This window comes from Nocardia sp. NPDC059195 (assembly GCF_042754695.1).
Classification (GTDB): domain Bacteria; phylum Actinomycetota; class Actinomycetes; order Mycobacteriales; family Mycobacteriaceae; genus Nocardia.
The window spans coordinates 1-13,292 of record NZ_JBHZBG010000041.1 but is presented as its reverse complement, the minus strand read 5'-3'; the positions used below and the strand labels follow the sequence as shown (position 1 = coordinate 13,292).

The 13,292-nt window shown below is 67.8% G+C and carries 13 protein-coding genes; 1 reads left to right on the top strand and 12 read right to left on the bottom strand.

What is annotated here, in order from left to right:
• Positions 1–7: 7 nt before the first annotated feature.
• From ACFXKN_RS31375 to ACFXKN_RS31320, 12 genes are all read right to left on the bottom strand, one after another.
• Entirely contained in the window at positions 8–2,707 is a 2,700-nt protein-coding gene (locus tag ACFXKN_RS31375) for a DEAD/DEAH box helicase (RefSeq protein WP_378951970.1), read from the bottom strand.
• A 3-nt stretch (positions 2,708–2,710) separates the two neighbouring features.
• Positions 2,711–3,664 carry a twin-arginine translocase subunit TatC gene (gene tatC, locus ACFXKN_RS31370; protein WP_378951973.1) on the bottom strand — a complete coding sequence of 318 codons (954 nt, stop codon included), beginning with the start codon at positions 3,662–3,664 and terminating at the stop codon, positions 2,711–2,713.
• Between the two features lie 97 nt (positions 3,665–3,761).
• Positions 3,762–4,034 carry a Sec-independent protein translocase subunit TatA gene (tatA, locus tag ACFXKN_RS31365; RefSeq protein WP_378951976.1) on the bottom strand — a complete coding sequence of 91 codons (273 nt, stop codon included), beginning with the start codon at positions 4,032–4,034 and terminating at the stop codon, positions 3,762–3,764.
• A 92-nt stretch (positions 4,035–4,126) separates the two neighbouring features.
• Positions 4,127–5,155 (bottom strand): 2-dehydropantoate 2-reductase, encoded by a 1,029-nt coding sequence (locus ACFXKN_RS31360; protein ID WP_378951979.1) that lies wholly within the window; start codon positions 5,153–5,155, stop codon positions 4,127–4,129.
• Complete coding sequence (locus tag ACFXKN_RS31355) at positions 5,152–6,135, bottom strand: helix-turn-helix transcriptional regulator (RefSeq protein ID WP_378951982.1); 984 nt, start codon at positions 6,133–6,135, stop codon at positions 5,152–5,154. The genes ACFXKN_RS31360 and ACFXKN_RS31355 overlap by 4 nt, the downstream gene beginning before the upstream one ends.
• Positions 6,132–7,127, bottom strand: coding sequence for a helix-turn-helix transcriptional regulator (locus tag ACFXKN_RS31350; protein WP_378951985.1), 996 nt, complete (start codon positions 7,125–7,127; stop codon positions 6,132–6,134). The genes ACFXKN_RS31355 and ACFXKN_RS31350 overlap by 4 nt, the downstream gene beginning before the upstream one ends.
• Positions 7,128–7,325: 198 nt before the next feature.
• Positions 7,326–7,781: a MaoC family dehydratase gene (locus ACFXKN_RS31345; protein WP_378951989.1), complete on the bottom strand. Its 456-nt coding sequence runs from the start codon at positions 7,779–7,781 to the stop codon at positions 7,326–7,328.
• Entirely contained in the window at positions 7,778–8,941 is a 1,164-nt protein-coding gene (locus ACFXKN_RS31340) for an AMP-binding protein (RefSeq protein ID WP_378951992.1), read from the bottom strand. Before ACFXKN_RS31340 ends, ACFXKN_RS31345 begins: the two co-directional genes overlap by 4 nt.
• A complete protein-coding gene (locus tag ACFXKN_RS31335) occupies positions 8,907–9,281 on the bottom strand; it encodes an AMP-binding protein (RefSeq protein WP_378951995.1) in 375 nt (124 codons plus the stop codon). Before ACFXKN_RS31335 ends, ACFXKN_RS31340 begins: the two co-directional genes overlap by 35 nt.
• Positions 9,278–10,435: an acyl-CoA dehydrogenase family protein gene (locus ACFXKN_RS31330; RefSeq protein ID WP_379434426.1), complete on the bottom strand. Its 1,158-nt coding sequence runs from the start codon at positions 10,433–10,435 to the stop codon at positions 9,278–9,280. The genes ACFXKN_RS31335 and ACFXKN_RS31330 overlap by 4 nt, the downstream gene beginning before the upstream one ends.
• Before the next feature lie 15 nt (positions 10,436–10,450).
• Positions 10,451–11,203 (bottom strand): 3-oxoacyl-ACP reductase FabG, encoded by a 753-nt coding sequence (gene fabG, locus ACFXKN_RS31325; RefSeq protein WP_378952001.1) that lies wholly within the window; start codon positions 11,201–11,203, stop codon positions 10,451–10,453.
• Between the two features lie 16 nt (positions 11,204–11,219).
• Positions 11,220–12,371 carry an acyl-CoA dehydrogenase family protein gene (locus ACFXKN_RS31320; RefSeq protein ID WP_379434424.1) on the bottom strand — a complete coding sequence of 384 codons (1,152 nt, stop codon included), beginning with the start codon at positions 12,369–12,371 and terminating at the stop codon, positions 11,220–11,222.
• A gap of 130 nt (positions 12,372–12,501) precedes the next feature.
• Between ACFXKN_RS31320 and ACFXKN_RS31315 the strand changes: the two genes are divergently transcribed.
• The gene (locus tag ACFXKN_RS31315) at positions 12,502–13,137 is read left to right on the top strand and encodes a TetR/AcrR family transcriptional regulator (protein ID WP_379434422.1); all 636 of its coding nucleotides are present in this window, start codon (positions 12,502–12,504) and stop codon (positions 13,135–13,137) included.
• Positions 13,138–13,292: the final 155 nt, after the last annotated feature.

Here is a 13,292-nt window from a genome sequence, read left to right as displayed (position 1 = left end):
GCCCCGACTACGCGGCGTCCACCGCGACGACACCCCGCCGTACGGCACGCACCGCCTTGGCCGCGGTGGACGCGATCTCGGGGTCGTCGGCGGTGTTGTGGATCTGGTCGAGCAGATCGATCACCTGCCTGCACCATCGCACGAAATCGCCCGCCGACATCGTGGTGCCCTGGTCGCCACTGGCCAGCAACGCCTCGGCCAACGCGTCACCGCGCGCCCATTTGTGCACCCCGGTGACGAATCCCAGATCGGGTTCGCGCGTGGGCGGAAGTTTGTGCCGCGCCTCGTCGGAGCGCAGGTCCGACCACACTTCGATGGTGGCCGCGACCGCCCGGCGGATCGGGTCGGTCGGGCCCGCCGGTGTCAGCAGGCCGGATTCCTGGCGCGATTCGTAGACCAGCGTCGATACCACCGCGGCGAGCTCGGCCGGGCCGAGTCCGCGCCACAGACCCTGACGCAAGGCCTCGGCGACCACGAGATCGCTCTCGGCGTAGATCCTGGCCAGCCGCCTGCCGTCGGCGGTCACCTCACCGTGGGCGACGAATCCGCGTTCCTCGAGCAGCCCGACGATCCGGTCGAAGGTGCGCGCCAGCGAATTCGTGGTCGCGGCAACCTTCTGGCGCATCGTCTCGGTCTCGCGGGCGAGGCGCGAATACCGCTCGCCGGTGCGGCTCAGTTGCTCCCGATCGGGACGATCGTGCGCGGGATGGGAACGCAGACTGCGCCGCAGCGTCGAGAGTTGACGATCTTCGCCGCCGCGAACACGATCGTTGCGCTTACTCCGGCGCGGAGCCGAGATCCCGGTGCCGCGCAACGCCGAGGCCAAGTCGCGGCGGATGCGCGCGGTCCGGTGATCGACCCGGCGCGGCAGATCCATGCGCCCGAGTGCTTCGGCGGGCTCTGGGAAATCGGCCGCGGACACCCGACCTGCCCAGTGGTCCTCGGTCAGCACCAGCGGACGCGGGTCGCCGGGCGTCTGGTCGGGTTCGAGAATCACCGCGAGCCCGGAACGTTTACCCACCGGGATGGATACCACGTCGCCCCGACGCAAGCCGATCAGCGCGTTCACCGCGGCGCCGCGCCGGTCGGCCCGGCCCTGCTGCTGGATATCGCGCTCACGCTGCTTGATCCGGTCGCGCAGCGACAGGTACTCCATGAAATCGCCGTCGACGCCACCGAGCTGGCTCTCCAGCTTGCGCAGCGCGCCCTCGTTGCGTTCGATGCCACGGACGAGACCGACGACCGACCGGTCGGCCTGGAACTGGGCGAACGACCTTTCGAGCAGCGTTCTGGCCTCCTGGGCGCCCATCCTGTCGATCAGGTTGATCGACATGTTGTAGCCGGGCCGGAACGAACTGCGCAGCGGGTAGGTGCGGGTGGAGGCCAGGCCGGCCACCGCACTGGTGTCGACCTCAGGCTGCCACAGCACCACCGCGTGGCCTTCGACGTCGATGCCGCGCCTGCCCGCACGACCGGTGAGCTGGGTGTATTCGCCAGGAGTCAGCTCGGCGTGGGTTTCACCGTTGAACTTCACCAGGCGCTCGAGAACCACCGTGCGGGCGGGCATATTGATGCCGAGTGCCAGGGTTTCGGTGGCGAACACCGCGCGCACCAGACCCTTGACGAACAGGTCCTCGACGGTGTGCCGGAACGCGGGCAGCATGCCGGCGTGATGGGAGGCCAGGCCGCGGTGCAGCGCCTCGCGCCACTCCCAGTAGCCGAGCACCTCCAGATCACCCTTGGGCAGGTCGCCGGTGTGCTTCTCGATGATCTCGTCGATCTGCTCGGCCTCGCCGGGACGACTCAGATCGAGGCGGGCGCGCAGGCACTGGGCCAGCGCGCCGTCGCAGCCCGCGCGGCTGAAGATGAACGTGATCGCGGGCAGCAGGTCTTCCTCGTCGAGGCGCGCGAGCACGTCGGGTCGCGGCAGCGGCCGGAAGTTGCCACCGCGACCGCCGCGACCGCGCGGACCGCCGTAGCCGTGCATCCGTTCGGCGCTCTCCCGCTGGCGGATGAACCGGACGAGGTCTTCGTCGACCACGACCTTGCGATCGCTGGACTTGGTGTCGAACAGGTCGAACATCCGCCGCCCGACCATCACGTGCTGCCACAGCGGCACCGGTCTTGTCTCGTCTACCACCACCGCGGTGTCGCCGCGCACGGTTTCCATCCACGCGCCGAACTCCTCGGCGTTGGACACCGTCGCCGACAGGCTCACCAGGCGCACATCCGGTGGCAGGTGCAGGATCACTTCCTCCCACACCGCGCCGCGGAATCGGTCGGCCAGGTAGTGCACCTCGTCCATCACGACGTAGGACAGGCCGTGCAGCGAGTCCGAGGACGCGTAGAGCATGTTGCGCAGCACCTCGGTGGTCATCACGACCACCGGCGCGGCGGGGTTGATCGACTGGTCACCGGTGAGCAGGCCGACACTGTCGCGCCCGTAGCGGGCGGTGAGATCGGCGAACTTCTGATTCGACAGCGCCTTGATCGGTGTGGTGTAGAAGCACTTTCCGCCCGAGGCCAGCGCCATGTGCACGGCGAACTCACCGACGATCGTCTTGCCCGCACCGGTAGGGGCGCACACGAGCACGCTGTGCCCGTCTTCCAACGCCGCGCACGCGGTGCTCTGGAAGGGGTCCAGATCGAAGGAGATTTCACCGGCGAATTTCGCCAGTTCGCTGGGCAGCCCCGGAGTGTCGGTCACCCCTCAGAGCGTATCGGAGTAGTCCGACACCGGGCGCGCGGTTTTCTCCGGGTCACGCACCGGATCGGCGGACGCCACCGGTTCGGGGGTCTGCAGCGGTGAAGCCTGTTCGTCGTCGAGGGTGCCCCAGCCCTCCTTCGCCTCCCGGCGGGCCTTGCGAGCATCGCTGAACCGCGAGAACTGGACCGCGAGCTCGAACAGCACGGTCAGCGCGATCGCGAGCGCGAGCATGGAGAACGGGTCCTGTGGGGTGACGATCGCGGCGAAGACGAACAGGCCGAAGATCATCCCGCGCCGCCACGCCTTGAGCTTGGCGTAGGGCAGTACCCCGACCAGGTTCAGCCCGATGATGATCAACGGGGTCTCGAAGCTGACGCCGAAGATGATCAGCAACTGGATGATGAAACCGAAGTACTGGTTACCGCTCAACGCGGTGATCTGGACGTTGTCGCCGATGGTCATCAGGAACGACAACGCGTGCGACACCACCACATAGGCCAGCACAGCGCCCGTCACGAACAGCACCGAGCCCGTCACCACGAAACCGACCGCGAGCTTGCGTTCCTTCGCGTACAGCCCCGGGGTGATGAACGCCCACAGCTGATACAGCCAGAACGGCGTCGCGATCACCACGCCTGCGGTGAACCCGACCTTCAACCGGAGCATGAACTGGTCGAACGGTCCGGTGGCGAGGAGCCGGCAGGCGCCGTCGGGAGTCAGGGTGGCCCGCGCCGATTCGGGCAGCGCGCAGTAGGGGCCGCGCAAGATCTCGCCGAGGCTCTCCAGCCCGAAGAGGGTGTGCGCGTACCAGAAGAAGCCGATCAGCGTGGTCACCGCGATCGCGGCCAGTGCCAGCAACAGCCGGGTGCGCAATTCCTGCAGGTGCTCGACCAACGACATGGTGCCGTCGGGATTCGTCCTGCGCTTGGTGCGCCGGGGATCGAACGGGATGCGCATGGTGGGTGGTGGCCTCTAACCCTCGGTTCGGCGGATGCTCGACTACACAGCACTTCGCCCCGGAGCGGTCACTACCGCCCCGGGGTGATGGCCGAGGTCAGAGGGTTTTGTGGCCCTGCTGCGGTTCGACGATCGGGGTCTGTGCCTGCGTCGCGGACGCGGACAACTGCTGCTGCGGCGCGGGGGTGGCCGTGGTGGCCTGCGGTGCGTCGGAAGTCGTCGACTCCGCCTGCATCTGCCCGACCTCGCTCTTGAAGATGCGCAGCGAGCGGCCGAGGCCGCGTGCCGCGTCGGGAAGCCGCTTCGCGCCGAAGAGCAGAACGAACAGCAACGCGATGATCAGCAGGTGCGTCCAGCTGAACGTGCCCATTATCAGATACCTCCAAAGACTGTGGTGATTACCGATGCTACCTGGGTTCGGACGGCGATGACCGCCCAGCCGCAGCGGTGTTCGCCACGCGTTCAATCCGCGACAGCGGCCGCCGCCCCGGTCAGGTCGGCGAACAACCGGCTTCCGGTGAATCGCACGGTGTCGCCGGACTCGGCGATCCTGATCAGCTCCGTCAGCCGCCGGTTGACCGGCGTCGGGTGCCCCACCATCTCGCCCAGGCGCACGATTTCCCCACACAACCACGCGATTTCGGTGCGTCGGCCGAGCGCGAGGTCATCGGCCATCGACGAGCGGGCCAACGGATCGATGGCGAGCACACGGCCGAACACCCGCCGGAAGACAGCGTCGGGAACACGCAGCAAATGCACCATCAACTCGGGCGGCACGGGGGTGAGCTGCGCGGGGCGAATTCGCGCAGTGTTCATCACGGCGAGGGCTTCGGCCTGGGTCAGCGCGAGGCAGCGGCGGTAGTCGCGCTCGGCGAGCTCCTCGCGCAGCGGCCTGCCCGACAGCGCGTTGATCGGATTGTTCAGATTGAGCAGGAGCTTGGCCCATTGCACCGGACGCAGGTCGCGGTAGCGGCGCAACGGCAGCCCGGCCGCGCGGAACTTGTCGGCGAACCGTTCGACCACCGGATCGTCCTGGATGGCGAGAACGCCGTCACTGCCACGATGGAAGCTGCCGTGGCCACGATGCACCACGTTGAACGGCACCATCCCCGCCATCACGACGCAGGTGGGCAGGATCTCCCGGATCAGGGTGTCGTTGCCGATGCCGTTTTGCAAGCTCACCACGGGGGTGCCCGGGCGTAATCGACCCGCGACGGGTCGGACCGCGGCGGCGGTGTCGGCGGATTTCACGGTCACCAGGACAAGGTCGGCCAGTTCCGGTTCGTCCGGTGCCAACGCCAGCCCGAATCGGTCGGGTGATACTTCGATCGAGCCACCGTCGAGGTCGGTCAGGTGCAGGCCGTGATCGGCGATATCGTCGAGCACCCGCTGACGGCCGACGAAGATCACTTCCAGGCCTGCCGCGGCCAGGTGACCGCCGATGAAGACCCCGACGCTGCCCGCACCGAGGATCAGGACTCGCTGGTTCACGCCGGTTCAGTCTCCTCGAGCAGTCCGGCGGCCGCGTAGGCCGCCAGGGCGGCGGCGGCGCGATCGCGCACCGCCGCCACGAGTTCCGATGGCCCGAGCACGCTGACGCCGGTGCCGAAGCCGAGTAGCAGGCGGGCCATCCAGTCGGCCGAGGCGAACCGCATTCCCGCCTCGATGCTGCCGTCGGGCCGGGACTCGATGCGGTGCATGGGGTATTGGTCGAGCACCCACGCGTAGTCGGCGCGGATCCGTAGCCGGGCCAGCGGCACGTCGGGGTCGTCCTGGAACAGGTCGAGTGCGGCCGCGTCGGCGGCGGCGTGGCTCGGCGGGTGGGCTGGTTCGTCGAGTTCGATGGCGTCTTCGATCCGGTCGAATCGGAACAGGCGAACGCCTTCGGCTTGCCTGCACCAGGCCTGCAGGTAGCTGTTGTTGTCGACCAGCACGACACGAATCGGGTCGACGACGCGTTCGGACACCTCGTCACGGCTGGCCGAGTAATAGACCAGGCGCAGTGCCCGCGCGTCGGCGAGCGCGGCGCGCACGGTCGCGACCACCGGCTTCTCGACGGGGACCTCGACCGGTTTGCCGGTGACGACCGCATCGGTGCTGGCGATCGCCGATTCGATCTTGGCGATGGCGGCGTGCGCGGCGGTCGGGTCGACCATCCCCGGCATTTCCACGATAGAGCGCAGGGCCACCAGCAGTGCGGTGGCCTCGGTGGAGGTCAGCCGCAGCGGCCGTTCGATGCCGGCCGAGAAGGTGACCTCGATGCTCTCCTCGGAGAACGACAGGTCGATCAGATCGCCGGGACCGTAGCCAGGCAACCCGCACATCCACAGCTGGTTGAGGTCGCTCATCAGCTGTTTGGTGGTGACACCCAGTTCGGCGGCGGCCTCGGCCGCGCTGATACCCGGGTGCGCGAGCAGGTACGGCACCATGTTCAGCAGGCGCGAAAGGCGTAGCGACAGACGCGAACTCACGACGTGACCTCCGTGTGGTCGAGTACCGACCGTAGCCGGTTCATCACGTCGGCGCGCAGTTCCGGTGGTTCGAGCACGAGGACATCGGGCCCGAGGCCGGTGATCAGCCGGGCCACCCAGTCCTTGGATCGGACCGGCACCTCTAACACCGAGCCGGGGCGACCGCCGAGATCTCGGGTGTCGACTTCGGTGCCGATGCGGCGCAATTCGCGTCCACGGCCCTTGGCGACCCACACGGTGGCCGACCCGGTGACGGGAGCATCGCCGGTGACCCGGTCGACGATCGCGCGCAGGTCGGTGTGCGCGGGCTTGTGCACCGTGTCGACCGGACCGTACGGCCGCACCTGACCACCGATCCGCGACAACCGGAACGTGCGAACGGCATCACGTTCGCGGTCGTGCCCGACGAGATACCAGCGCCCGTGCCGGGTCACCACACCCCACGGTTCGACATCGCGGGTCACGAACGGATCGGTGACGGCACTGTGGTGGCCGAACCGCACCGCCTGACCCGCGTCGATCGCCGCAAGGAGTTCCCGCAGCACCGGTTCCGACCCGCGGGTGCGTGCGGGCACCGCGGGCACCGACACCCCGACGTTGTCGGTCTCGACGGTGACCCCGGCCGCGCGCAGCTTCAGCAGCGCGCCCTCGGCCGCGCCCGCCAATTCCGGTGAGGCCCACATCTGCACCGCGACGGCGACCGCCGCGGCTTCCTCGCTCGACAGGTCGATATCGGGCAGCTCGTAGGCGTCGCGGTTGATCCGGTACCCCTCGAGTGTCGAGAACCGTCCCACCGGACCGACTTCCAGGGGAATGCCCAGATCGCGCAATTCGTTCTTGTCGCGCTCGAACATCCGGCTGAACGCCTCGTCGGTCGCGGAGTCCTCGTAACCGGCCACGCTGGCGCGAATACGTTCCGCACTCAGGAACTGCCTGGTCGACAGCAGCGCGATGACCAGATTCATCAGCCGCTCGACCTTGGATATCGCCACCCGATAGAGGGTAATGGTCGCGTCCACTCCCCCGCGCGTCGGCGCACAGTTGGGCAGTCGCCCACCGACCATGAGACCCACCCACCGAAAGGACCACGATGCTCGTCGCCTTCTCCGTAGCTCCCAGCGGTTCCGCCCACCACGACGGCTCGGTTGGCGAAGCGGTCGCCGCGATCAGCGCCAGGTGCCGCAGACAGTTCAGAGCAGGCAGCGGGCGATGGAGTCGGCTACACAGGCCGGGCGGTCGGCGTTTTCCAGTTCGACGATGACATGGCGATGGATCTGGACGCCGCCGGGGACTTCGGTGACCTCGGTGAGCGTGAGGTGGGCGCGAATGCGGCTGTCGACGGGGACCGGGGTGAGGAAGCGAACTCGGTCGAGGCCGTAGTTGATGCCTGCCTTCGCGGCGCTGACGGTCATGATCTGCTGGGTCATGGGCACGATCAGCGACAGGGTGAGGAAGCCGTGGGCGATGGTGGTGCCATAGGGGCCCGCGGCGGCGCGTTCGGCGTCGACGTGGATCCACTGGTGGTCGTCGGTGGCCTCGGCGAACAGGTCGATGCGGCGCTGGTCGACGGTGACCCAGTCGCTGGGGCCGAGTTCGGTTCCGACCGCGGCGCGCACGGCGTCGAAATCTGCGAAATCCGTGGTCATGCCGATCCTCCGAAACGTTGGCGCAGTTCGCGTTTGAGAACTTTGTGGGTGGGGCCCAGCGGCAGCTCGGTGACGAACTCGACCCGGCGCGGGTACTTGTACTTCGCGACCGCCAGCTTGGCGAAGTCGATCACTTCCTGCTCGGTCAACGCACCGTCGGGCACGACGACCGCCACGATCTCCTCACCGTAATGCGCGTCGGGCACGCCGATCACCGCGACCTGCGCGATATTCGGGTGGCGCAGCAGGGCCGCCTCGACCTCGGTCGGATAGACGTTGAAGCCGCCGCGCAGGATCATCTCCTTGATCCGGTCGACGATGCGCACCCGGCCGGTCTTGTCGCGGGTACCGAGGTCGCCGGTCCGGAACCAGCCGTCGACCACGGCGGCGGCCGTCGCCTCCGGCCTGCCGGTGTAGCCGCTGAACACGTTGTGCCCACGCACCACCACCTCCCCGACCTCGCCGATGGGCAGCATCGCGATGCGATCGGTGATCGCGGGATCGGCGATCTCCACGTCGACTCCCCACACCGGATGTCCCACGGTGCCTGCTTCGGAGCCGAAGCACGGCTGGTTCACCGCGGCGGTCGGTGAGGTCTCCGACAGGCCGTATCCCTCGAGCACCGGTGCGCGGAAGATCCGCTCGAATTCCTCGAGCACGGCGACGGGCAGTGCGGCGCCACCGCTGATGCACAATTTCAGCTCCGGCAATTCCGGTGCCGAAGCCGCCGCCTCGATCAGCGACAGGTACATGGTGGGCACACCGTGGAACAGGTTGACCCGCTCGGCGGCCATCAGTGAAACTGCCGCGGCCGCATCGAATCTCGGCATCAGCACCAGGGTGCCGCCGACCCGCCACTGCGAATTCATCGACACCGTCTGCCCGAACACGTGGAACAGCGGCAGCGCGCCGAGGGCGATGTCGTCTCGGTGGATCTCGTTGGCGTCGAAGGTGTTCACCGTCGCGCACATCACCATATTGAGATGGCTGAGTTCGGCGCCCTTGGGTGTACCGGTGGTGCCGCTGGTGTAGAAAACGACGGCGGTGTCGAGGGGGCCACGCGAGACGAAGTTCGAGATCGCCTCGCCGACAAGCTCTTCGGGCACCACGGCATCGATGCCCGCACTACTCGCAGCTTCGGTACCCGTTGCCGCGACCATCGGATGACAGATCAGTCAGCGAGGCACCGCTGTCGCGCAGCACGTACGCCATTTCCGGCGCGGTGAGCAGCAGGTGTACGGGCACCACGGTCGCGCCCGCGGCCAGGATGGCGAAGTAGGCGCGGGGGAAGTCGGCGGTGTTCGGGCACAGCAGCCCGACCCGATCACCGGGTTTCACACCACGCGCGATCAGGGCACCCGCTTGTTCGCGGGCCTGGCGCCACAGCTCGACGAAGGTGATGCGGGTATCGCCTTCGATCAGCGCGAGGTGATCGGGCCTGCGGCGGGCGGGTTCGGCGAGAATGCTCGCCAGGGAGAGAGTGGCGTTCACGGTGTTCACAGGCCCATGTCCTTGGCGATGATCATCTTCATTACCTCACTGGTGCCGCCGTAGATCCGGTTGACCCGGTTGTCGGCGTACAGGCGAGCCACCGGGTACTCGTTGATGTAGCCGTAGCCGCCGTGCAACTGCAGGCAGCGGTCGATCACCCGCGAGGCCACCTCGGAGCAGAACAGTTTGGCCGAGGCCGCGTCGGCGGCGGTGAGCTCGTCGCGGTCGAGGGCCTCCAGCGCCCGGTCGACGACCGCTTCGGCCGCGTCGACCTCGGCCCGACAGGCCGCGAGTTCGAACTTGGTGTTCTGGAACTGCGCGACAGGCTGACCGAAAACGCTGCGGCCCCTGGTGTATTCGAGGGTGAACCGGATCGCCGCCTTGGCCTGGGCGTAGGCACCGAGCGCGATCGAGAGCCGTTCCTGCGGCAGATTCTGGCCGAGGTAACCGAAACCCTTGTTCGCCTCGCCCAGCAGGTCCGAGACCGGAACCCGCACGTCGGTGAAGGACAGCTCGGCGGTGTCGGACACCTTCAGACCCAGCTTGTCCAGCTTGCGCCCCACCGCGTATCCCGGCGACTTCGTGTCGACGACGAGCAGCGAGATCCCGTGGCGGCGATCGGTGTCCGGCGCCGGGGCGGTCCGCGCGCACACGATCACCCGGTCGGCATGCACGCCACCGGTGATGAAGGTCTTGGCACCGTTGAGCACATAGTGTGTGCCATCATCGGAAAGCTGTGCGGTGGTCCGCATTCCGGCGAGGTCGGAGCCGGTACCGGGCTCGGTCATGGCGATCGCGAACATGATCTCGCCCGTGACGAACCCCGGTAGCCAGCGCTGCTTCTGCTCTTCGGTCGCGAGGCTCTTCAGATACGGCAGACACAGGCCGACGTGCACGCCCGAACCACCGAAAGACACACCGGCGCGGGTGGTTTCCTCCAGCAGGATCGCCTGGAATTTGAACGATTCGAGGCCGGCGCCACCGTATTCCTCTGGCACCTCGATTCCGAACACACCGAGGTCGGCCAGCCGGCCGTAGAATTCGCGCGGCGCGATGCCTGCCTCGTACCACTGGTCGTAGACCGGCGAGACCTGCGATTCGATGAACGCGCGCACGGTCTTGCGGAACGCCTCGTGCTCTTCGTTGAAAACTGTTCTCTGCATGACGTTCTCCGAAATCTAGAGACGGCGTCCGCCGTCGACATACACGGTCTGTCCGGTGACGAATCCGGCATCGTCGGAGGCGAGAAACGCGACAACGTTCGCGATATCGGCAGGCACACCGACCCGTCGCAGCGGGGTGATCTCGGCGGTCTTCGCCTGCAGGTCCTCGGCGCTCACGCCCATCCGCGCCGCGGTGGCCGCGGTCATCTCGGTGGCGATGAAGCCGGGGGCGACGGCGTTGACGCGAATCCCGAACGGGCCGAGTTCCATGGCCAGCGTGCGGGTCAGGCCCTGGATGCCGGCTTTGGCCGCCGCGTAGTTGGCCTGGCCGCGGTTGCCCAGCGCCGAGACGCTCGAGGTGTTGACGATGGCGCCGCCACCGTTGTCCACCATGTGCTTCTGCGCGGCCTTGCTGCACAGGAACGCACCGCGCAGGTGCACCGCCATGACGGTGTCCCAGTCGTCGACCGACATCTTGAACAGCAGGTTGTCGCGCAGCACACCCGCGTTGTTCACGAGCACGTCGAGCGAGCCGAGCTCGGCCACGGTGCGCGCCACCGCGTCGTTCACCTGCGCCTCGTCGGCGACATCGCAGCCGAGGCCGATCGCGGTACCGCCGGCCGCGTTGATCTTCCCGGCGGCCAGGACGGCGGCGTCGGCGTCGAGATCGACGACCGCCAGGGTGAAGCCGGCTTCGGCCAAGCGGGCCGCGGTCGCCGCGCCGATGCCGCGGGCCGCACCGGTGACGAAGGCAGTTCTGTGGGTCATGGGTCGTACTCCTGTGTCAGACAATGGCGTTCACGCCGGTGAGCGCGCGCCCGATGAGCAGTTTCTGGATCTGGGTGGTGCCCTCGTAGAGCGTCAGCACGCGAGCGTCGCGCAGATACTTGGCGACCGGGTATTCGTCGATGTAGCCGTAGCCGCCGAACACCTGGATCGCGTTGTTGGCGGCGGAGACCGCGGCTTCGGAGGCGAACAGCTTCGCCATCGACGCGGCGGTACCGAAGGGTTCACCGCGGTCGGCGAGATCGGCAGCGCGCCAAGCTAGTAGGCGGGCGGCATCGGTCTCGACGGCGATATCGGAGAGCAACTCCTGAACCAGCTGGTACCCGGCGATCGGCTTGCCGAACTGTGCACGTTCGCCCGCGTAGCGGACCGCCGCCTCCAGGCAAGCGCGGGCCACCCCGACACACCCGGCCGCGACCCCGATGCGGCCCTTGTCGAGCGCGGACATCGCGATCCGGAAGCCCTGGCCCTGCTCGCCGAGACGCAGAGAGTCGGGCACGCGAACCCCGTCGAGGACGAGTTCGGCGGTGGCCTGGCCGCGCAGGCCGAGCTTGCCCTTGATCTCGGTTCGGCCGAAACCCGGTGCGTCCGTGGGCACTACGAACGCGGTGACACCCTTGGGCCCCGGTCCGCCGGTCCGCGCGAACACCAGCGCGTGATCGGCCCAGGTGCCGTTGGTGATGAAGATCTTGGTGCCGGAGATGACCCAATCCGACCCGTCGCGGGTGGCGCGGGTGTCCAGGTTCGCGGCATCGGAGCCGGTGCCGGGCTCGGTCAGCGCGAAACAACCGAGCAGCGAACCGGCACAGATTCCCGGCAGGAACCGCAGCTTCTGCTCCTCGGTGCCGTACGCGGCGATCGACTTGCCGAACAGGCCGAGCGAGACCGACACGATGCCGCGCACCGCGCTGTCACCGCGCCCGAGCTCCTCGAGCAGCAGGCAGTAGTCGACGGTGTCGCCGCCGGAGCCGCCGTATTCCTCGGTGATCCCGATGCCGAGGAAGCCCAGCGCCCCGAGCTTGCCGACGATCGCCGGGTCAACCGATTCGTCGCGATCCCACTGGGCGGCATACGGCACGACTTCCCTGTCCACCCACGTGCGGGCGAGTTCGCACAGGTCGGACTGCGCGGGGGTGAGCTGGAAATCCACGGAATCACTCCTGAACCATACGGTGTTAGGTTTACGTGCGAACCGTAGCCTAACGGCGTTCGGTTAATCAAGAGTCATTTTCGGCATCGGTGATACCGTTCGATTCCCCACGAGAGAGATGGAGTGCCGCATGGCGAGGCCGCGCGTACCGCTGTTGAGCCGCGAGCGAATTCGCGACGCCGCGCTGGTCCTGATCGACCGCGACGGGCTCGCCGAGGTCTCCATGCGCAAGCTGGGCGCCGAACTCGGCGTGCAGGCCGCCTCGCTCTACGGCCACTACCCGAACAAGGACGACCTGTTCGACGACATCGCCACCGGTATCATGAGCCTCGTCGACACCTCAGCCTTCGACGCCGTGAGCTGGGATCGAGCACTCGCGGACTGGGCGCGCAGCTATCGCACAGCACTGGCCACCCACCCGAATTTCGTGCCGTACCTGGCAACGGGTCCGGGCCGCCGCGCCGAGAATCTACGCGCCGCCGACGCCGTCCACGGCGGTCTGGTCGGCGCGGGCTGGCCACCGCGTTACGCCACCATGATCGGCGCGGCCACCCGCTACCTGGTCATGGGCTCGACAGTGGGCTCCTTCGCCGGCGGCTTCGCCGACGATGTGCAGGTCTACCGCGACCGGTACCCGCACCTGAATCAGGCGCATCTCCTGCGCGCGATCGCCGACGAAATCGATGACGACAGTTTCGAATTGGCGCTCACCGCGTTCATCGCCGGCCTGACCGCCACCTACGCGACGGTCGTCACCACCGACTGACACCGAAACATACACCCGAGATCCGCCATGACCGCATTCCCAGCCCCGCACCCGCGACCTCTGGGGAGCGGCGGCCACGAAGTGGCCGGTCCGCGGCCGGGTCGCCGATCAGGGCTCGAAAGCGCTACGCCGAAGGCGTTAGTCTCGAGCCCTGA